Raw genomic sequence first — 21,120 nt, forward strand, 5'->3', positions numbered from 1 at the left:
ATTCATTCCTTAACAAGTGGGTGGCCGTTTCAGCGACACCGGGAGTTTCGCGGTTGAAACTCATCAATCCGGTAGCCAACCATTGGCCCAGTACTGCAGGTTATCGCCGCGCAAGATAAAGTCGCGCAGCACCACTTCACGTAATTCGTCGCCCATCCGGTAACTGGCAATCGGGTCCGCCAGGTGCATACGGATGGCCTCCAGCCATTCTTCGGTGCTGTTGCTGAGAACCCGGGTGCAAGGCAGATGCCCCCGGTAAGCTTCAGTATCCGAACAAATGACCGGATAACCACACGCACCATACTCCAACAGGCGAAGGTTGCTTTTGCAGTCGTTGAAAATATGAAACTCCAGCGGCGCCAAGGCCAGGTCGAGATTCAGGCTGGCAAGCTTCGCCGGGTAAGTCGACAGGCTCACGCCCGGATGAAACTCATGGATATAGGGCTTGAGCAGATCCGGACACATGCCGAAGAACACCCATTCGACTTCGTCGGCCAGTTCCCGAACGACATCGGCAATAAGCTCCAGGTCGCCACGGTGGCTGGTGCCACCGCCCCAACCGATACGCGGCTTGCTGGAGGTGGCACGCTGGCTTCTGAGCTGGTGCCACAGGCCGGCAGCCAACATGTTGGGCACCACGCGGATATCGTGGTGCATGCTCGACAAAACGTCTGCCAACGGATGGGTGGACACCACGACCCGATCACACAGGCCGATCCCTTGACGCAGCAAGTCTTCGAGGTTGTCCGGCATGTTGCGGCGGTGTTCGTTTTTTTCCGGGACCTTGGCGATGTAGTCATCCAATTCGTAGATGCGCATGGCGTTGGAGTAAGTCTTGACCTGGCCGATGTCCTTGAACTTACCTACGTTATAGCGACCCTGAAGGATGATCACATCCGGCGACTGGCGCTCGATGTCGATGATCGAAGGCGTGTCGTAGGCAACACGCCCCACGATTCGCCCTGCCGCTTCCAGTTCGAACAGCGGCTGGCTGACCCGGTAGTGCCCCACCGCCGAGGTATTGACCGCCATCCCCAGGATCGACGGGACGTTGCGGGTAATCAACGGATTCCAGCCGGTGCGTGGTCCGGGCTCCAGGCTGAAGCTTTTCCCGGTCAGGGTCAGGTTGCGGTTGTAGGCCGGATCATTGGCGATCCTGGGCAACCAGCGCTGATAAAACGCCTCTTGCTCCAGCTCCAGCCGCTGCTTCCACGAAGAGTCGCGACTGGCTTCCACACCGGCGGCCAGCACCACATCACTGTAGGGTGTGGTAACGATCAGGTAACCGTTTTTTCCGACCTGCTGGCATAACTCCAGGGAGTTGATGCGCTGCGTGGTGATCGACTCATCGAACCCACCGGCCTCTTCCAGAACTTGCTTGCGCACCAATAGGCAGTGATCGCCGACAGCGCTCCAGTTCTGCACCGTCTGCAAGCGTTGCATATAGCCGCCAGACGTTACCGATTCGTTGACGAAGGCCCTGCCCGCCAACCCACCCAGGCCCATGATCATGCCGGAATCGATGACCCGGCCCTGCTGGCTGAGTGTGCGAGGCCCCACGATACCGACCTCGGGACGTTGCCCATGATTGAGCAGTTCTTCCAGCCAGGTGGCTTCCAGCACGATGCAATTGGGGTTGAGCAACAACAGGTATTCGCCGCGGGCCTGTTGCGCGGCGAAATTGCGGATCACCGCTTCGCTGTCGCTTCCCGGGTGCAAGAATATGCGCAACGTTTCACTGCCCAACTCGCCCATGGCCCGGAGCCAATGTTGCAGCTCGGCGTTTTCACTGGCGTTATCGACGATGATGATTTCGTAATGCGGATACGCGGTCGTGCTGATCAGGCTGTTGACGCAACGCTCCAGCGCGCTCAGGTCATCCTTGACGCTGATAATGATCGAAATCAGTGGTCGCTCGGCGAACAGGTATTCAATGCGCGGGATCAACGCCAGGAGCGGCCCAGGGTGAAGCCGGTGCGGCACACCGATACGCTGTAGATGAGCTTCGATCAGGCGGGTGTTTTGCTCGATGACCTCAGGTAACGACAGCCACTGGGCAAACGAAAACGTCGACTCGACCTGGACTTCCGGAATGTGACCAATGACCTGCGGCCCATCCGTTTCCACCAGTCGCCAGATCCAGTCATGGGGCGCCAATTCGCCCAGGCTCGGATCGAATCCATCCGAGGCCAGGAATCGGGCACGCTCGAAAGCCAGTGTCCGACCGACGTAGGGATAACCGCGCATCAGGTCGAGATTGAAGTCGGGTTTGAAGATCGGCTCCACCGACTTTTCATCCACCAGCGCACCTTCATCGCTGTAAAGACAGGCAGCAGCCGGCGAGCTGACAATCCGGTCGGCCATGATCAGGAGCGCAGACTCGGTCAAGCGATCGCCGGCACGCAGCAGGTAGAACCAGTCGGCGCCATCCAGTTGAGGCAACAGCCCATTGAGCTGCTGCGCCCAGTCCGCTTGCAGGCCAAGACGCAGGACATGGTTGTCCACAGCCTGGCGCCCATTGGACAACAGCAGCACCGATTCGCAGGCATAGGCTTGGGCCGCGATGCTCTGCAGGGTAATACCCAGCGCATGAGGATCGTCCTGCTCATCAATGATGACGGGAACGATCATCGGCCGATAGGCCCAGCGGGCGATCTGCCGGGACAAGACTTGCTTGCGCAATGGACTGAAACGTCGGCACGTCAACCACTGGGCATAGAGGTCTGCGTAGCTTTCAATGTCAGTGCCGACTTGCGAGCCGATGACGCCCTGGCGAGTCGCAATGACCGAATAGACGTTGATTTCTTCCCACTCGGGCGCTCCTGGCTCCTTGGGCTGCCCCAGCGGCTGGTAACGCACCCAGCCACTGGCGGGCGCCGGCTCGCCACTGCGCTGGGCCAGCATTTCCTTGAGCCATGTCAGCTCCACCGTGGCCGCCTCAAGCATCTTGGCCTGACTGGCCAGGCGCTCCGGATGCAACCGCTGGCCACTTCCCTCGGCGTAAAGCTGGACCATATTACCCCGGCGCAATAGGCAGATGAACAAGGCAAAATCGAGGACAGCTTCGAAGCCTTCACCGGGTCGCGCCAACGCTGGCAGCAAGGCCTCGACATCTGTTCGCCGCATCAATGCGCCACTCAAACCGCCGAGAATATTACGGGTGGTTTTTTCAAAATACGCCAGCATGTCGTTGCCGTTGAACAACGCATCGAACTGCGTGATACCAGTGTTTTCAACGCGGATCGGCAAGGCATAGTTGCCTGCATCGATTAAATGATGTTTGTTGATCACCAGCGATACTTGGGCATGCTCTTGCAGGATGGACGCCTGTTGACTGACGCAGAACGGCAACAACTGATCGTCATCGCACAGGAACTTGATGAACTCGCCACGGGACTCTTCAAGGCAGCGCAACAGATTCTGCTGGAACCCCAGCCGGGCCGGGTTGAGCAGGTAGCGCACCGACACATTGGCGCCGACGCTCAGTTCCTGGACGATCTGCTCGATTTCATCGCTGCGGCAATCGTCGCAGATGACAATCTCCAGGTTCTCGTAGGTCTGCTCGAGCGCGCTTTGCAAGGCGAGGCGGAAAAATCGTGGGTGGTACGCGGGGATGGCAATGCTGACAAGAGGAGCTGATTTCACACGCTTGGCTCTCAACCGGTGGGCGCCAACTCAGGCGAGAGCAGGACGTCCTGAATCGTATAAAGGAACGGGTCAGGGACCGCTTATAACGTCACGGCCCCTGCCCTGGATCACATTTTGTTGAACAGTCCCAATTGAGCGATCTTGCTGAACGCCAACTGCGACGCTTGAAGCATAGTCTGCTGCAAGGTCAGGCGCGTCATCACTTCGGCCGGGTCGGAATCACGAATCGCCGACTGGGTCTGCGAGTTGGCGAGGACAAAGCTCTGATTGGTATCGCTCTGGGTATCGAGCGACTGGCCACGACCACCGACCGAACTCAACGCACTGGTCAAATGGTCAGTGCCGCTGGCCAGGTTACCGATAGCCGAAGCCAGTGACGCATTCAGTTTCTGAATGGCGATGTTGTCGCCATCGGCTGGCGTGTTCAAAGCTGTGCGCAACTGGTTCACGGTGTCCAGGACGTTCTGCGTCTCGTGGGTATTGACCGCGATGCTGAACTGATCGTTGGCGGCCGGGGCGCCATTGAGCGTAAAACTCACGCCGGATGCGGTGGCAACGTTGCCCGCCAGGGTGCCGCTGGACACCGGTTTGCTATCAGCGTTCAAGGGCGCTGCGTACAGGTCGAAATCCGTGGCACTGGTGAACTTCAGCACCGCCGCCCCCGTTGGGAAACTGGCGTGGTAGGCCGTCGGATTGGTGATCGCGCTGCCGGTGATCTGGGTCGCGGTGGTGTTGCCCGGGCTGCGGGCCGGAGTGAACGAGTCGGGCTTAGCAGCCAGGGTGAACGTGTGGCCGGGCAAGATCGTGCCGGCAACGTCGCCCGCATGAAGGTTGACGTTCAAGGTCAGGTCGACGCCGCGAAAGCTCACCGTCTGCCCGATCTGGTTACTAGGCTCGATGACACCGCCCTTGCTGGCTTCGGCGGTCACGTCGTTGCCGCTCGAATCGGTGATTTTCAACTGGGTACCGCTGGCGAATTCCACGGTATACGGTTCGCCACTGCGGAACTGGCTGTTGTAGGTCACGCTGGACGACACCTGGCCGCTGGTCAACACCACGCGACCATCATCCACTGCCGGCGCGGTCATGGTGACCTGGGTGCGACTGGTGTTGACGGATGTTTGGAACACTTCCCAGCCGGTGCTGTTGGTGGCCATCGACATGGTGTCGCCGATCGGCAGGTCCAGGGTCACCTGGTCGCCGTTATAGCTGTAGGTGCCATCGCCGTTGCGGGTGAACGGTACGACGTCGCCTTTGGATCCGGAAAAGATATATTTGCCGTTTTCATCCTTGGTGTTCATCAAGCTCAGCAACTGATCTTCGATCGACCCCAGTTCCGAAGCGACCGCTTTACGGTCCGCATCGGTATAGGCGGCGTTACCAGCACTGACGGCCAATTCCTTGGCGCGCTGCAGCACGTTGCCGATGCTGGTCATGACCGCTTCGGTGGTGCCCAGGGTCGCCTTGATGGTGGTGACGTTGGCTTCATATTGGGACAGCATCGAAGCCTGGTTGCCCAACTGCAGCAGACGCGAAGCACCCACCGGATCATCGGCGGCGGTGTTCACCCGCACCAGGCTGCTGGCCTCTTCGCTAGTTTTGACCACCTTGGCGAAGTTCTTCTGGTAGTTCGCAGCCGTGCTTTCGTAAAACTGAGAAGTGGAAATGCGCATGGGCTACGGCTCCTTAAAGACTGTTGATCAGTGTGCTGAAAATTTGTTGCGCAGCCTTGATGATCTGCGAAGACGCGGTGTAGTACTGCTGGAACTTGACCAGGTTGCCGGTTTCTTCATCCAGGTCCACACCCGACAACGAATCGCGGGCGGTCTTGGCGTTGTTCAGGATCGCGCCAGTGGCGGCACTGTCGAGCTTGCCCTGGGCGGCCTTGGCGCCGACGCCTTCCACCAGCTTGCCGTAGGCATCGTTCAGGGAAATACCCTTGCTGGACGAGCCGGTGTCTACGGTCTTGGCGGTCTGCAAGCCGGCCAGGACCGTACCGTTACGGTTGTCCAGGCTACCGGCCTGGCTGAGGCTGACATTGATCGAGGCTCCGTTGGATGGAGCACCGGCAATGGACATGTCAAACGCGACGGTGCGTTGTACCGGCGGTACGGACGAATCCATGATCGGGTTGCCACTCGCGTCCTTGAGCGGAACACTCAGACTCAGGGTGTTGCTTTCGCCCGGCTTGATCGTGCCATTGCTGATCTGGACACCTTTGGCATCGAGCAACTGATAAGCCTGGCTGGTGCCATCGGCGGACGTCGCGCCGAACACCACCTTGACCGGCATGGAGTTCTTGATGCCGCTCTGGATGATGGTCGTGGTGGCCGCATCGTAGATGTCCAGCTTGGTGGTCATGCTCGGCTGGCCGCTGGCCGGGATGGTCAGCGTACCGCTGCCTCCCGGCACGATGGCGGCGCCCAACGGCGCGGCCATCGCCAGCCGCTTGGAGTCGGTCATCTCGGTCTTGATGTTGGCCGCCTCGTTGCGGGTCGGCGTGAGTTTGAACGTGTCGCCGGCGGCCGCAGTGCCGTTGGCGAAGGTCATCGAGAAACCGTCGATCACCGGCGGCGGCGTGGTCGCGGTGTTGAACGCGCCCATCGAGGTGCCGTCGGGCAGGCGCTGGACGGTGTAGTCCGTGCCGCTGGTGAACGTCACCTTGTAGTCGTTGGTGGTCAGCTTGCCGGAGTCTGTGATGGCGATATTGAAGTTGCCGGAGCCGGCGCTGTTGTTCAAGGAAGCAACGCTGCGCTGGCTGATCTGCGCGGCGCTGTTGATGTTAGTGAACAGGTTGGAACCGAAGGCCCCGTTCATGTCGATGCCCGAGGCCTGGACCTTGTTCATCTGGTCGGCGACCACCAGGGCCACGCGACCCAGCTCGTTCATGGCCGGGTCAAGCACAGTACTGCGGTAGCGCATCAGGCCACCGATTTCGCCACCGGTGAGCACCGACGTCAGGTCCATGGAACTGGAACCGCTGTTGAGCTGGATGCCAATGCGCCCCGGATCGTTCTTGTCCGGCACCGCTTGCAGGGTATTGACGATGTTGCCCATCACCAACGGTTGGCCGGAGCCCAGGTAGATGTCCAGGCTGCTGCCGTTCTCGACAACCTGCGTGCCGGTGAACGTCGAGAGCTGGCGAATGGTTTCGCTGCGGGCATCGAGCAGGTCGTTGGGAGCACCGCCGGCGTTGGAGACTTCGGCGATTTTCTTGTTCAACTGCGCAACGGTGGCCGCCAGATTATTGACCTGCTCGACCATGTTCGACAGGTTGCCATTGATGTTCTGGCTCTGCTCCGTCAGCTGGTTGGCAACCGAATTGAAACGGTTGCTCAGGGCCTGCGCATCGCTGAGCAGCAACTGACGGGATGCATCGTCACCCGGCTTGGCGTTGACGTTCTGCACCGAGGCGAAAAACTTGGTCAGCGCCCCGTTGAGGCCGGTGCCGCTGTCCGACAACAGGGAGTCGAGTGGCGTGATCTGCCCCTGATAGGCCGCCGCGTCGCTGTTGAGCGATGTGGTGGTTTTCAGTTGTGCTTCAAGGAATGAGTTATACACCCGACGCACATCGGCCAGGGTCGTACCGGAACCGATGAACACGTTGCCGTACTGGTTCGACGCCTTGGTGGTCTGCACGGTCTGCTGGCGCGAATAACCGGCGGTATCGACGTTGGCGATGTTGTTACCCGTGGTCACCAACGCAGTCTGGCTTGCTGACAGACCCGACATCCCTATATTGAGCAAACTCATGGTTCAGACCTTATAAAGTCGTGGTGGCGCCTGCCGATGCGTAGTTTTGATAACTCGTCATCTGCCGGGCTATATGCGAAATCTTGCTGGCGTAGTGCGGATCGGTGGCGTAACCGGCTTTCTGCAACTCGCGTACAAACTGTTCCGGGTTATCGGCAGACTTCAACACATCTTGATAGCGACTGTTGCTTTGCAACAGGTTGACCAAGTCGTGGAAGCTGTCGCGATACGAGGCGTAGGAACGGAACTCGGCCGTCTCCTTGACCATCGCGCCATTGCGGAATTCGCTGGTGATCGCTCGCGCCGAATCGCCCTTCCAATTAGCGCTGGCCTTGATACCGAACAAGTTGTGGCTGCTGCTGCCATCGGGCTGGCGCATGACCGATTTGCCCCAACCGGTTTCCAGGGCGGCCTGGGCCACCAGGTAGCGTGGGTCGACGCCGATGCGGTCGGCGGCTTCCTTGGCCATTGGCAGCATGGCGTTGACGAACTCGTCCGCATCGCGGAAGGCTTTACGGGCCGGAGCCAGTGGCGGCTGCGCGACAGCACGGCCATAGACCTGCATATCCGGTTTGGAATCGGCGGCCTTGAGCGCGGCCAGCCAATCGCCGTTGCCCAGTTCGCCAGTCGCTGGCTTGACGGCGGCGACGGCACGATCCGGCAGCAGGTTCTGCGCAGGCACATCGGTATTGGCCGCCGCCGAAGGCACCAGCCCGGCGAGCAGGCGATCGGCCAGTTTCGGCGGCAGGGCCAGGCGGCGCTGGTTGAGCAATTCCATGTCGTTGCGGTGGACGCCTTCGGCCCCTTGCGGCGCACTCACGGCACGCGACGCCCACAACGGGCGCTGGCCATTGGTACGCGACAACGGACCGTCGCCAGGCAGGGTCCCGGCAGCCACCGGTGTCGGCACTGGCGCCTTGGCGACCTTGTCCAAGGCCTCTTGCTGTTTGGCCGCCGACAACGTCGCGGCCTCACCGGGTGCCAGTGGTTTGTTCTTGGACATCTGGCGCAGCAGCACATCGGCCAGGCCGATACCACCGCCTTCGCGGGACATGGAAACGGCCAACTGCTGGTCGTACATTTCCTGGTACTGCTTGGCCTCGGGCGTATTCATGGGGTTGTCCTTGCCCAAGGCCTCTGTGGCCGAACGCATGGACTTGAGCATTTCGCCGAGGAACAGCGACTCGAATTCCTGCGCCACTTTACGCAGGTTGCCGTCGCTGTTCTTGTCGCCAACCTTGAGCTGGTTCAAGCGGTTCAGGTCGGAATAGGAACCCGAATCCCCGCTGGTCAAAGCGCCCTTGCGCATATCCATGGCTCGTCCCTCAAATCACGATCAGGTCGGCTTGCAACGCGCCGGCCTGCTTCAAGGCTTCGAGGATCGCCATCAAGTCGCCTGGTGCAGCGCCGACCTGGTTCACCGCCCGGACGATTTCATCCAGGGTGGTGCCCGGGCCGAACTTGAACATCGGCTTGGCTTCCTGGGCGGCATTGACCCGCGAGCGCGGCACCACGGCGGTCTGGCCGTTGGACAACGGGCCCGGCTGGCTGACGATCGGGTCTTCGGTGATGGTCACGGTCAGGCTGCCGTGGGTCACGGCGGCCGGAGATACCTTGACGTTCTGGCCGATCACGATGGTACCGGTGCGCGAGTTGATGATGACTTTCGCCACCGCCTGGCCCGGGTCGACCTCAAGGTTTTCCAGGATCGACAGGTAGTCGACCCGCTGGCTCGGATCCAGTGGCGCGGTGACGCGGATCGAGCCGCCGTCGAGGGCCTGGGCCACGCCTGGGCCCAGCATGTCGTTGATTTTGTCGACGATGCGCTTGGCGGTGGTGAAGTCGGAACGGTTGAGGTTCAGCGTCAGGCTGTTGCCCTGGTTGAAACCGCTCGGCACCGCACGTTCCACCGACGCACCGCCAGGGATTCGACCGGCCGACGGAACGTTGACGGTGATCTTCGAACCGTCGCGGCCCTCGGCATCGAAACCGCCCACTACCAGGTTGCCCTGGGCGACGGCGTAGACGTTGCCGTCGATACCCTTGAGCGGCGTCAGCAACAAGGTGCCACCGCGCAGGCTCTTGGAGTTACCGATGGACGAGACGGTGATATCCACTTGTTGGCCAGGCTTGGCGAACGCCGGCAGATCGGCACTGATCGACACCGCCGCGACGTTTTTCAACTGGACGTTGCCGGAACCGGCCGGCACCTTGATGCCGAACTGCGACAACATGTTGTTGAAGGTCTGCAGGGTGAACGGGGTCTGGGTGGTCTGGTCACCGGTACCGTTCAGCCCCACGACCAGGCCATAGCCGATCAACTGGTTGGAACGCACGCCGGAAATGCTGGCGATGTCCTTCAAACGCTCGGCCTGAGCGCTAAAGGCCGCGGACATCACCAGGGCACCGATCAACAGCTGCTTAAGATTCAACTGGGCCACCTAGAAAGGGAACTTCGGGCTGAGGAAGAAACGGTCGAACCAACCCGGCTGACTCGCATCGGCAAAGGCACCGGTGCCCGAGTAAGTGATGCGCGCATCGGCCACACGGGTCGAGGAAACGGTGTTGTCGGTGGCGATGTCGTCGGCGCGAACCATGCCGGCGATGCGCACCAGCTCGTCACCGGTGTTGAGCGTCAGCCACTTCTCGCCGCGCACGACGATGATGCCGTTGGGCAACACATCGGCGACGGTCACGGTAATAGAGCCGGTCAGGCTGTTGCTCTGGCCGGACTTGCTGTCACCCTTGGTGGCCCGATCAGAGTTGTACCCGGCGTTGAGGCTCAGGTCGTTGCCACCGATCGGGTTGTTGGTGGTCAGGCTGGAACCGAACAACGACGTCAGGCCGACACTGGTGTTGCTGGTCTTGTCCATTTGCGAGTTGGCGTTCTTGCTGGCCTGGGTCCGCTCATTCAGAGTGATGGTGATGATGTCACCGACCCGGAAGGCCTTGCGGTCGCTGTACAGGTTCTGTTCGAAACCGGCCTGGTAGATCGAGCCATTGTTGGCCGCAGCCGGCAACGGCGTGCGCGGCAACACCGGGGCGTAATACGGGTCATTGGGCCTGGGAGTTGGCCCGACGCAGCCGGCGAGCGCGGTGACTCCACTCAGTGCCAGTACAAATACAAAGCGTTTCATGACCCTACCTCTCGGTGTTGCAGGCGGCTTTGAGGCCGCCCTATAGAAGTGATTACAGATTCTGCGTAACGAACGAAAGCATCTGGTCGGCGGTGGAGATCACCTTGGAGTTCATCTCGTAGGCGCGCTGGGTGGTGATCATGTTGACCATCTCTTCAACCGTGCTCACGTTGGAGGTTTCCAGGGTGTTCTGCAGCGTGGTGCCGAAACCGTTCAGGCCCGGGGTGCCGATCTGCGGCGCGCCGCTGGCAGCGGTCTCCAGGAACAGGTTGTTGCCCACCGCTTGCAGGCCGGCCGGGTTGATGAAGTCGGCGGTCTGCAGGTTGCCGATCACCTGGGCGGCCGGGTTGCCCGCCACGGTGATGGATACGGTGCCGTCACGGCCCACGGTAAAGGTCTGGGCATCGTTCGGGATGATGACGGCCGGCTCCAGGGCGAAACCGCTGGCGTTGACGATCTGGCCGTTGGAGTCGAGGTGGAAGGTACCGTCACGGGTGTAGGACGTGGTGCCGTCCGGCTGCAGGATCTGGAAGAAACCGCGACCGTCGATGGCCATGTCCAGCGGCTGCTCGGTGGTTTGCAGGCTGCCGGCGTTAAAGTTTTTCTGCGTGCCGACAATGCGTACACCGGTACCCACTTGCAGGCCCGACGGCAGTTCGCTGTCCTGGGTCGACTGGGCGCCAGGCTGGCGTTTTATTTGATACAGCAGGTCCTGGAACTCGGCGCGATCACGCTTGAAACCCGTGGTCGAAACGTTCGCCAGGTTGTTGGAAATGGTCGTCAGGTTGGTGTCCTGGGCGGACAGACCTGTTTTGGCAACCCATAGAGCCGGAAGCATTCGATTCTCCTCGTACGCCTGTTTTTCGGCGCGACGCTTTAGTTAATGGTTAGATCTGCAAGACCCGAGCCATGGCCTCGTCGCCTTCTTTGGCGGTGTTCATCATCTTGACGTGAAGCTCGAACTGCTTGGCCAGGGCCAGCACCGAGGTCATCTCATCCACGGCATTGACGTTGCTCGCTTCCTGGAAACCCGACACCAACTGCACGTTGGCGTCGATGGGCGCCGGCTGGCCGTCCTTGGTCCGGATCGAACCGTCCAGGCCCTTGGTCATGTTCTTGAGGTCCGGGTTGACCAGCTTGATGCGGTCCACTTCAGCCATCACCCGCGGGCCTTCGCCCATGGCGCGGATGCTGATGGTGCCGTCCTGGCCGATTTCGATTTTCTGCTCTGGCGGCACGGCGATCGGACCACCATTGCCCATCACCGGCATGCCGTTGCCGGCGCGCAACACGCCCAGGGCGTCGACATTGAGGCTGCCGGTGCGCACGTAGCTTTCACCGCCGTCGGGGTTCTGCACGGCCATCCAGCCCGGCCCGCTCACCGCGACGTCGAGGTCACGACCGGTTTCCACCAGCGCACCCGGAGTGAAATCAGTCGCAGGCCGTTCGGACAGGGCAAAGGCCCGCGCCGGAAAGCTGTCGCCGAACACCGGCATCGAGCGCGCCTGCTCCAGGTCTTTCTGAAAGCCGTTGGTGGAGATGTTCGCCAGGTTGTTGGCATGAGCCCGCTGTGCCAGTGCGTTCTGGCTGGCGCCGGTCATTGCCACATAAAGGTACTTGTCCACTGTCGTTCCTCTGCATGCCGGACGTTTGCCGCCCACTGCTGTGTTGCACAGTCTTAAGCAATTTGCAGACCAACTTTTTTCTGGCGGGCCCAGGCCCGGAAAACAAAGGGCTCTGGGGGGTGCGGAGGCTAATGCGCAATTGTGTCGAAGTCGAAAAACCGGCGGTGTTATGCCGCTAAGTGGCAAGGGCTGCCAAAGCACCGCCGAGCACATCTACCACCCGGTCTTGTTGATCTGCCGATAGACCAAGCCATAGCGGCAAACGCAACAGCCGCTCGGAATAACCATCGGTAATATCCATTGCGCCATGCACACGCCCGTAGCGCGCTCCACCGGGGGATGAATGCAGCGGCACGTAATGGAACACCGCATAGATTGCGTGGCTCTTGAGTGCCTCGAGAACAGCCTGGCGCTCCACGCCCGGGGCTAGGAGCACGTAATACATGTGCGCATTGTGCTGGCAATTTTCAGGAACGATCGGACGACGAAGCAACCCTTGCTGCTCAAGCCCCGCCAAGGCGGCATGGTAATGGTCCCAGATCGCCAGGCGGCGATGGGTGATGGCTTGCGCTTCTTCCAACTGCGCCCAGAGGAACGCTGCAGTCATTTCTCCAGGCAGAAACGAGGAGCCCACCTCTTGCCAGGTGTATTTGTCCACCTCGCCCCTGAAGAATCGACTGCGATCGGTACCTTTTTCCCGGATGATCTCGGCTCGCAGTGCCATTGCAGGGTCATTGGCCAGCAAAGCCCCGCCCTCCCCCGAGATCACGTTCTTGGTTTCATGAAAACTGAATGCCCCAAGGTCCCCGATACTGCCCAAGGCTCGGCCTTTATAGGCTGACATCACCCCTTGCGCGGCGTCTTCAACCACCGCCAGCCCATGCTTGCGTGCAATAGCCAGGATAGTGTCCATCTCGCAGGCCACCCCGGCGTAATGGACAGGCACGATAGCTTTGGTCCGTGCTGTGATCGCCGCCTCGACCAGGCGCTCGTCCAGGTTCAAGGTGTCAGGACGTATATCGACGAAAACCGGCACCGCGCCACGCAACACAAATGCATTGGCCGTGGAGACAAAGGTATAGGAAGGCAGGATGATTTCATCGCCAGGCTGGATGTCCAGCAGCAAGGCGGCCATTTCCAGCGCAGCGGTACAGGAGTGGGTCAGCAATGCCTTGCTGCAACCCGTGTGCGACTCCAGCCAGCGGTGACAACGCTTGGTGAACGGACCATCACCGGCGAGCATGTTGCCGAATTTGGCCTGGGCGATGTAATCCAGCTCTTTGCCGGTCATATACGGGCGATTGAAGAGTATCGTTTCGTTGCTCATAGCAAACTTCCCTGGGTGGGCATGGACATTAGTGGCGCATAGCGCAAAACCTCAAACCGCACTGATCCGCCCACCGATCTGACTACCGGTCTCTAGATTTTCGTAGAAGTACGGGGTAAATCCGGCCCTCTTCATGGCCTGTTGAGTTTCATCAATATCGTATTCAATCCGATGCAGGGCGAAGGTTTCACCGTCCCAGGTCGCGAAAGCGGCCCGAGCGTCACCATCACGCGGCTGACCAACTGAACCGGGGTTGCAATAGACCTTGCCCTCGCCACTCCACAAGTACTGGACATGGGTATGACCTGATGCGAAATAGCGGCCAGGCAACGGCTCGAAATACGTTTGCGAGGGTCGAACATATTCGTCCAGAGGATCGTTCCAGCCGCCATGGACGATGCTTAATTCATGCTGGGTCGAGCGCTCCGGGAGCGATCCCAGCCAGGCCAGATTCTGCGCAGTGATGATGCCTTGTTGATAGTCCAGGCAGGCATTGGCGCTATTGGAACGCGGGCATCGCTCGTTCCTGGCCAGATACCAATCATGATTGCCCATCACAGAGAAGATGTTTCGCTCGCGCAGGGCCTCGCAACACTCATTGACCTGACTGTAATAACCAGCCGTGTCGCCCAGGCAGATAATCTGCGACACACCCAGCTCATCAAGCTTGTCAAGCACTGTCCGCAGGGCGCTGTAATTGCCATGTACGTCAGAAATGATCCCGATCATAGACAATGAAGTCCTCTATATAACGAACAGCGAAACCACTCCGAAGGGTAGGTCGGCCCGGTGCCTTGCCGTCGAGGTAATGATCCAGACACATGGCCGCCTCGTTGTAGCCAAATGCGCGACGTATCGAACTGGTCGAGGATATTCGCGGATTGATCTCGAGCAGGCTCCAGGAGCCGTCGATGCCACGACGGAACTGCAAGTTGGTCGGCCCCACCGGTTTGAAGGCGCGGCACAGCCTGCCAACCACCTGATCCAGCGAATCATCCTGATACACCCAAGCCTTGGCGGTGGAACCGTCTGAGGCCAGCTTGCGCTGGAAGGCGATGATCGGACCGGTGTCGCCGCTGCCATCGCCAAACGCCGCCACGGTGAATTCGTCGGCCGCGCTGCCAATGATAGGTTGCGCCATGAGGTAATCACCGAGCAGTGCCGCGTGAGGCGTAAAGTCGCGCTCCTCACGAACCCAGACCAGCCCTTTGGAGGCGTAGCTTCTACGCGGCTTGAGCAGAAACGGCAGGCCCAAAGCCGCCGTGAGCGAGCGAAAATCCCCCGACAGCAGGCTGGGAATACGGCTGGTATCCCCCAGCGCAACCAGCGCCTGGTCCATTGCCCACTTATCCTTGGAAAGGTCGATCAATTCCTGGTTGTTGAGCACGACCTGACAATCAAATGTCGCCAACAACGCTCGGTTGTCCGACAGCCAATGGACGTCCTGTTCGATCCGGGGATAAGCAGATCAACCTTGTGCCTGGCCAATGTGTCGCCCAGCCACTGGCCGTACTCCGGGACAGCGGTCAATGGGGCCTGTACGAATACATCGCACCAGCCGCGACCGACAGCATCGTCGTAGATATCAGTGCCGACCAGGCGAACAGAGGGGGACGCGGCACGCAACGACTTGAGCAGGCCATAACCCATGATGGCACCTACGCCAGTCACCATGACGGTCTTCATGACAGATGCTCCCGGTGCACTCTCATCAGCTCAAAACCCCGGCGAACATCTATTTGCGGAGTAAAACCTATTCGCTCGTACAGCTCATGCGCACAGTCAAAGGGAGGCAGATCGGGAATATCGTTTTTTTCCGGCAGGAAGCGGACATCCACCGGCGTGCCAAACGCCTCGAATGCGGCCTGGGCAATTTCGGAAAGACGGGGAGACTCGGCATGGCCGCAGTTGTACAAGCCAGCAATGCCCCGCTCTGCCAACCGCGCGCAGACCACGGCAAGGTCACTCAGGTGCAGGTAGTTGCGCCTGGCATCGTTGCTGCCATACAGCTCGACGGCTTGCCCCATCTGCGCCTTGTCGGCGATGGCGTAGAGCAGGGGTTGGTGAGGCCTGCACTGCTCGCCGCTATCGTAGACCTGACTGATGCGCAGGATGCTCAACGCCATGCCGCGCTCTTGGCAATACAGGCTGGCCACTTCCTCGGCATGGCGCTTGGACAGCGAGTAGATGCCGAAGTAAGGATCCGTCTCCTGGTCGCAAGCCGAACGCGACGACAACAAAATAAAATGGCGCGCCCCGCATTGTTCGGCCAGACGGCAGGCAGCCAATGTACCGACGCTGTTGACCAGCTCGGCGCGAACCAGGTCATCGGGCTGACGGCCGCCAAAATCGGCAGCGGCCAGCACGACGATGTCGAAGTGCTCGTCGACCGCGCAAGGCACCGGGCTGCCCAGGTCAAAGACGATATCGGCGGCCCTGCGCCCGGCCAACTTGACTTGGCCATAGCGCGACAACTCCCCGGCGACAGCCTTGCCGATGACCGACGTGCTTCCGATTACCAGGCTTTTCATGGCTGGGGACGGTCGCTTCAAGCATCAGCGCACAACTGAGCTCTGGGTAATCAATGCCCACGGTACACATGCCCTGGATGATGTCCGCATTCAAGTTCAGTTCCTTCAATTGCCCGGTGGTGAATGGCTTGAGGAACACGCCTTCCTTGCGTACCACCTGGAGCCCGGCGGCTTCCAGTTCAGCGGTCAAGGTTTGTAGCGAATAGCTGCGCACATGGCCCAGTTCCAGATCGCCACGCCCCAACGCCATCATGTCGTCCAGCAGTCCGGCAGCATGACCGAACCGCCGATGCAGGGACTCGCCATTGGGCACCAGCACGAAGCAGCGACCACCCGGTGCAAGAAAGCGCTTGAACCTTTGCAGCACGGCCTGTGGGTCTTCGACATGTTCCAGGACAAACCCCATCACGATGAGATCGAAACGTTTGTCGGTGTCGAATGTCTCGAAATAACTTTCGACGATCTCGGCCGTATTGTCCGGGTACTGAGCCTTGAATTGGGCGATCACTGATGCAGAGCCATCGATGACCGTGTGTCCACTGAAGAACTGCGAGAAGCGGTGGGTGCTGAAACCGTGGCCCACACCGAGCTCGAGCAGGCTTTGCGCCTGGGTGCACAGCGCCATGATGCGCTGGGGATACCAATTGAGAATGATGTTGTTGTCATACGCGTAGCCGAAGCTGTCGCTGTAGGCTGCGATGAAGGTATCAAGATCGTTGCTCATGTCACATGCACTCCGCTGCGCGGCCAAGGTAGTCATTCGTACGCATCAATCGGCCAACCAGGCCCGTCGCCAGGCAGCCAGACGCTCGCCTTCAAGCAGCCACTGCGCTCGCACAGTGGACTGCAAGGTATCCCCCAGCGTCGCAGAAGCCTCACGGTCTTCCAGATGCAAGCGAATCGCCCGGATCCAGTCTTGCGCCTCATTACTCACTCGCGACAGCGGCAACACCTCGCCGCCGATGAACCCCGGCACGCGGCTGCAAATGACCGGATGTCCGCAAGCGGCATGCTGCAGGACACGCAAATCACCAGAACAGGCATTACCCAGGGTTTCAGCCATGGGTACCAGCGCAAGATCCAGATTCAATGCGCCCAAGGCCGTTGCCAATTGCTGCTGCGCGACACTTGGGTGCAATTCCTTCAAAAAGGGCTGCAGTGCTGCGGGACAGTCGCCGAGCACCACCCACTCGACTTCGTCAGCCAATGCGGGCAGCACGTCGGCAAGCAGTTCAGCATCCTTCCCACCCAGCCAGCCCAGGCGCGGTTTGGAGCCCATGCGGCGCTTGCTTTGTATACGCCCCCATGCAGCCGGTAGCAGGGTTTCCAGCACGCGGATGTCGTCATGCTGACCCTGTAACAGTTCGGCCAGCGCTGGCGTGGGGACCAGCACCCGATCGGCCTGCAACATCCCGAACCGCAGACGCTCCAGCAGCTCATCGGCAGAGTAATCGCCCTTCAATTCCATCTGCGGCAAGTAACCGTCCAGATCGTAGACGGTAAATGCCTTGGAAAACGCCCTCAGGCGGCTCAGGGTTAGCAGCCCGGCATCATCCAGAGGGCGCTGTAACACGATGGTCGTCGGCGCCAGGCGCTCGATTTCCACCGGCGACAGCAAACTCGAAACAGCCGCGCCTTCGACCTGCCCCGCTTCAAGCAATGTGCTGAACGGCTGAACCAGTCGTGAATAGGCGCCGGCCCGTTGTTCGGTGACAAAGACCAGCACCCTCGGCACGCTGCCTTGCAGCGGATACCAGCACAGGTCCTTGTTTTCCCGGACAAAACCCTCGCCGGCGCGCAGTGAGAAATTGGCATTGTAGACAGGGTCGCGGGCCAACTGTGGCAACCAGCGAGCGAACAAGGCGTCCTCCTGCCCGCTGCTTGCACGGGTCTCTGACACCGCGTCCGTCAACAGACGTGCGTAAGGCGTCCAAACGTTCAGGTATCCCGCCTGCTGCAGTTTCAGACACAGATCAATATGGGTCCAGGGTGCCAGCAGTGGATCGGTCTCGAAGCCATCGGCCTCGAGGAACAGGTCCCGACTCAGCATCAGGCATTCACCGCCCACTGCGGAGCAGTTCTGCTCAAGCCCAAGCCGTCCCATGTAACCCGATGCCTGGGATGGCAGGCCCTCAAACGCCCGACCGACAGTTCCGCCCAGTCCCAGGACAAGACCCGCCTGGCGTATCCGACCTTGGCTATCTTGCAGCTTGCCTCCGACGGCGCCGACTTCCGGGCGCTGGGCGTGATTGAGCAACGCTTGCAACCATCCTGTCTCAAGCACAGCGCTTTGCGCATCGAGCCAGAGCAGATACTCGCCGCGCGCCTCCTGCGCCGCCGCGTTGCACATGGCCGCACGAGACTGTCCCGGCATGAAACGCAACACCTGGAAGCGGCCTTCGCCCATCTGTTCGAGCAGCCCCAGCCACTCCAACAATGCCGGTTCGTCGTTACCCGGTTCAATCAGCAAGACCTCGAAGTCCACAGCGTCGGTCTGCATCAGCAGACTTTCCAGGCAACGCTGGAAATTTTCCAACCGTCCTTCCAAGTAAATCAGAATGCTGACCGAGGCCTGCCGCTCGTGACCGTAATCGATACGATAGCGGCCCGGCTCTTGTTCCTGCGCAATCGCTCGCGCCTGACCGTAGCCACGCGCCTGAAGATGCGCATCAATGACCGCACGTTCATCAGCGCTTCCCGACTGGCGCACCTCGTTGGCGATCAGCAGGGGTTCGCTGACGTGCCCGATACTCGCCATCCCGCACTCGGTGATCAGACGCAGTTGGTAGGCCAATTCAAAGGCGTCACCACAGGCATTACCAAAACCGCTCAAGCGCACCAGCGCCTCACGACGGTACATCCAGTGACGGGAAAGGCTGGCCGGAAACGCCAACAACAAATCCAGGTTCAGATCGGGCCGCAACGAGAGGTCGATCACACCGCCTGTACGCAACGCCTCGTCGGCGTACACCGCCAGGCACCCATCAGGTGCATCAAGCAGGTTCAGAGCCGTCACCAGCAGCCCCGCGGCGATGAACTCCTCCCCTGCCTCGACCAACATGAACCAATCGGTCTGGACACCCTCGAGCAAGCCATTGATCGCTGCCGCTGGCTGCTTCGGATCACACGCCAACCATTGAACGTTGGCACGCCCCGGGTCCGCATCACCCACCACGCACACATGCAGGCGCTGGTACAACTGACGATCCAGGCTGTCCAGGGTGTGAGCCAGCGCCAACTGATTGCCGTCATCACGGACCAGGACAGTGAAGCTGGGCGCCGCCGAGTTCGCCAAGCGCTCATTCATCAGACGCAATTGCTGCGCCGTCGGATAGCGTTGGCGCAACCACTCGAGTGCGCCCAGACGATTGCCGACCGCCTCACGAGCGGCAGTCGCCTGGGTTTTCGCAATGAACACATCCAGTTGCTGCCAGAAAGACGCAGTGCGTTCGACGTAACGATGCAAGGCGTCACCGAGGCTTGCCCGGGCATGTTCCAACGGGTTCGGCTGATCAAGCATGGCAAAGCCGACACTGCCGAAGAAACTGGTGTCGAGCAGTGGCTGGTCGACGCCATGTCCCGGTATGAATATCACCGGGCAGCCACACAGCGCCGCCATTACGCACGTCATCGACCATTCATAGCTGTACATCACCTCGGCATCGCGCAACAGCTTGGCCAGCTCAGGCAGGGCCAGGGGATTGCTCATGCTCAGCAGGCGGATATCCGCAGGCAGTTGCGCGTAGTCGATCTGATCCAGCGGGTGGCGGTTCTGATAGAGATAGCTGCCCTTGCGCACGGCGCCAGCGCCCACGGTCGAGAACATTTCGACGTCGATGGTCGGCAGGCACAACAGGTCGCCGTCAGGGTCGCCACGGTGCTCGGCGAGCCGGGCGGCGTAATAGAAAAACAGGTCGGTGGGCGCGGCGCCCATGCCATTTCCCGTGAGGAACCCCTCGAAATTCAGTAGAAAACGCGCCACGACCGAACAGTTGAGCGGATTGCCGGGGAACACCTCGGGATAAACCGCAATCGGCACCTTGCCCGCTGCCATATGGCGCTGCTTGATAGCGGAATTGATCACCGGGGTCTTGAGTTCTGGATTGACCACTTCGGTACCGCAGATGTATGCCTCACGGCCACTGAGATTGAGCATATGGCAGAGGTAGTGCAGCGAGACGACGCCCGACGACGATTCACGGTATGCAGGCGCCAGGAAGTAGTACGGATGCTCGGGTTTGGCATACATCAGCCGCAAACGCGCCAACGCCTGTTCGAGCGAGTGAGCGTCTAGCTGCGTAAGGTTCGACATCGGGTGCAATCTCCAGAATCAAATCAAAAGGGTGTCACTGGCAAGGCGCGCTCAGGCAGCCCTTTTCTTCAGAAAAGCCGATGCATCCACGCCGGTATTGAACAACAGGTCGATGACGCTGACCGCATGCTGGAAGTCGCCGTACACCTGCGGGTACTCGGGATAGCCGGCATAGCTCATATACGACACCGCGATCCCGTTGGCGGCGAACGCCGCTTCGTCGAGGTAGTGGCTGGCGGCGGGTCCGGAGAGGTATTCGTTGGCCCCAAGGGCCTGGCATAGATGAATCAGGCGTTCATTCTTGCCCTCTACACCACCCAGGTCCTCGGAACGGTAAAGCGGCGTGTGGATCCCCAGCAGGGGACACAACCCGGCAATGAACAGGTGGTTGATATGGGTCAGGTGGGTGAGGTCGGCAGCCTGCTCGTAGAGCGCGCGAATCGGCGCCTCCATCTGGGCGAAGCAAGGTGCGCGGCGGTAGCTTTGCTCAATGGTCTTCCAGTGCGCAGCGGCCCAATCCGGACTGTTGATCTGGACTTCGTTGATCAACTGGCCGAGACGGCCTTTCTTCTTGACTGGAATACTCAGCCAATGCTCACCCTGGGCCGTCTTGATCTTGTTGCGGTTGCGCCAGTCACTGCGGGTGTACTGGACATCGTCATAGAGGATGAACGCATCGACGCTACGGATCAGATCGAAATACCCCTTCCAAGGTATGTAGTTCGACTGCACCACAGCTATTTTCTTTTGCATCCTGAGCCTCACGTACGCAGCCGAAACCGGGCCC

Annotated in this window: 15 protein-coding genes; all 15 read right to left on the bottom strand. The window is 60.2% G+C overall.

Features of this window, described 5'->3' with window-relative positions; genetic code table 11:
• Positions 1 to 63: 63 nt before the first annotated feature.
• On the bottom strand, positions 64 to 3,645 hold the full coding sequence (locus tag KI237_RS22135) for a glycosyltransferase (RefSeq protein WP_212797056.1): 3,582 nt from the start codon (positions 3,643 to 3,645) through the stop codon (positions 64 to 66).
• A gap of 110 nt (positions 3,646 to 3,755) precedes the next feature.
• Entirely contained in the window at positions 3,756 to 5,321 is a 1,566-nt protein-coding gene (locus KI237_RS22140; protein WP_212797057.1) for a flagellar hook-associated protein 3, read from the bottom strand.
• Between the two features lie 13 nt (positions 5,322 to 5,334).
• Complete coding sequence (flgK, locus tag KI237_RS22145; RefSeq protein WP_212797058.1) at positions 5,335 to 7,401, bottom strand: flagellar hook-associated protein FlgK; 2,067 nt, start codon at positions 7,399 to 7,401, stop codon at positions 5,335 to 5,337.
• 10 nt (positions 7,402 to 7,411) lie between these two features.
• A complete protein-coding gene (flgJ, locus tag KI237_RS22150; protein ID WP_212797059.1) occupies positions 7,412 to 8,716 on the bottom strand; it encodes a flagellar assembly peptidoglycan hydrolase FlgJ in 1,305 nt (434 codons plus the stop codon).
• A 10-nt stretch (positions 8,717 to 8,726) separates the two neighbouring features.
• A complete protein-coding gene (locus tag KI237_RS22155; RefSeq protein ID WP_212800677.1) occupies positions 8,727 to 9,797 on the bottom strand; it encodes a flagellar basal body P-ring protein FlgI in 1,071 nt (356 codons plus the stop codon).
• Positions 9,798 to 9,842: 45 nt separating this feature from the next.
• Positions 9,843 to 10,538 carry a flagellar basal body L-ring protein FlgH gene (gene flgH, locus KI237_RS22160; protein WP_212797060.1) on the bottom strand — a complete coding sequence of 232 codons (696 nt, stop codon included), beginning with the start codon at positions 10,536 to 10,538 and terminating at the stop codon, positions 9,843 to 9,845.
• A 52-nt stretch (positions 10,539 to 10,590) separates the two neighbouring features.
• The gene (gene flgG, locus KI237_RS22165) at positions 10,591 to 11,376 is read right to left on the bottom strand and encodes a flagellar basal-body rod protein FlgG (protein WP_212797061.1); all 786 of its coding nucleotides are present in this window, start codon (positions 11,374 to 11,376) and stop codon (positions 10,591 to 10,593) included.
• A 49-nt stretch (positions 11,377 to 11,425) separates the two neighbouring features.
• Entirely contained in the window at positions 11,426 to 12,163 is a 738-nt protein-coding gene (locus KI237_RS22170; protein ID WP_060738660.1) for a flagellar basal body rod protein FlgF, read from the bottom strand.
• 175 nt (positions 12,164 to 12,338) lie between these two features.
• On the bottom strand, positions 12,339 to 13,490 hold the full coding sequence (gene rffA / locus KI237_RS22175) for a dTDP-4-amino-4,6-dideoxygalactose transaminase (RefSeq protein WP_212797062.1): 1,152 nt from the start codon (positions 13,488 to 13,490) through the stop codon (positions 12,339 to 12,341).
• 51 nt (positions 13,491 to 13,541) lie between these two features.
• Positions 13,542 to 14,219 carry a metallophosphoesterase family protein gene (locus KI237_RS22180; protein WP_212797063.1) on the bottom strand — a complete coding sequence of 226 codons (678 nt, stop codon included), beginning with the start codon at positions 14,217 to 14,219 and terminating at the stop codon, positions 13,542 to 13,544.
• Positions 14,200 to 14,901, bottom strand: a complete 702-nt coding sequence (locus tag KI237_RS22185; RefSeq protein WP_249410659.1) for an ATP-grasp domain-containing protein — start codon at positions 14,899 to 14,901, stop codon at positions 14,200 to 14,202. Before KI237_RS22185 ends, KI237_RS22180 begins: the two co-directional genes overlap by 20 nt.
• A 271-nt stretch (positions 14,902 to 15,172) precedes the next feature.
• Positions 15,173 to 16,021, bottom strand: a complete 849-nt coding sequence (locus KI237_RS22190) for an NAD-dependent epimerase/dehydratase family protein (RefSeq protein WP_212797064.1) — start codon at positions 16,019 to 16,021, stop codon at positions 15,173 to 15,175.
• Positions 15,906 to 16,745, bottom strand: coding sequence for a class I SAM-dependent methyltransferase (locus tag KI237_RS22195; protein ID WP_212797065.1), 840 nt, complete (start codon positions 16,743 to 16,745; stop codon positions 15,906 to 15,908). Before KI237_RS22195 ends, KI237_RS22190 begins: the two co-directional genes overlap by 116 nt.
• Before the next feature lie 45 nt (positions 16,746 to 16,790).
• On the bottom strand, positions 16,791 to 20,333 hold the full coding sequence (locus KI237_RS22200) for a glycosyltransferase (protein ID WP_212797066.1): 3,543 nt from the start codon (positions 20,331 to 20,333) through the stop codon (positions 16,791 to 16,793).
• A gap of 51 nt (positions 20,334 to 20,384) precedes the next feature.
• Positions 20,385 to 21,086: a WbqC family protein gene (locus KI237_RS22205; RefSeq protein WP_212797067.1), complete on the bottom strand. Its 702-nt coding sequence runs from the start codon at positions 21,084 to 21,086 to the stop codon at positions 20,385 to 20,387.
• Between the last annotated feature and the right edge of the window lie 34 nt (positions 21,087 to 21,120).

Origin of the sequence: Pseudomonas sp. St316 (genome assembly GCF_018325905.1) — a bacterium.
GTDB lineage: Bacteria > Pseudomonadota > Gammaproteobacteria > Pseudomonadales > Pseudomonadaceae > Aquipseudomonas.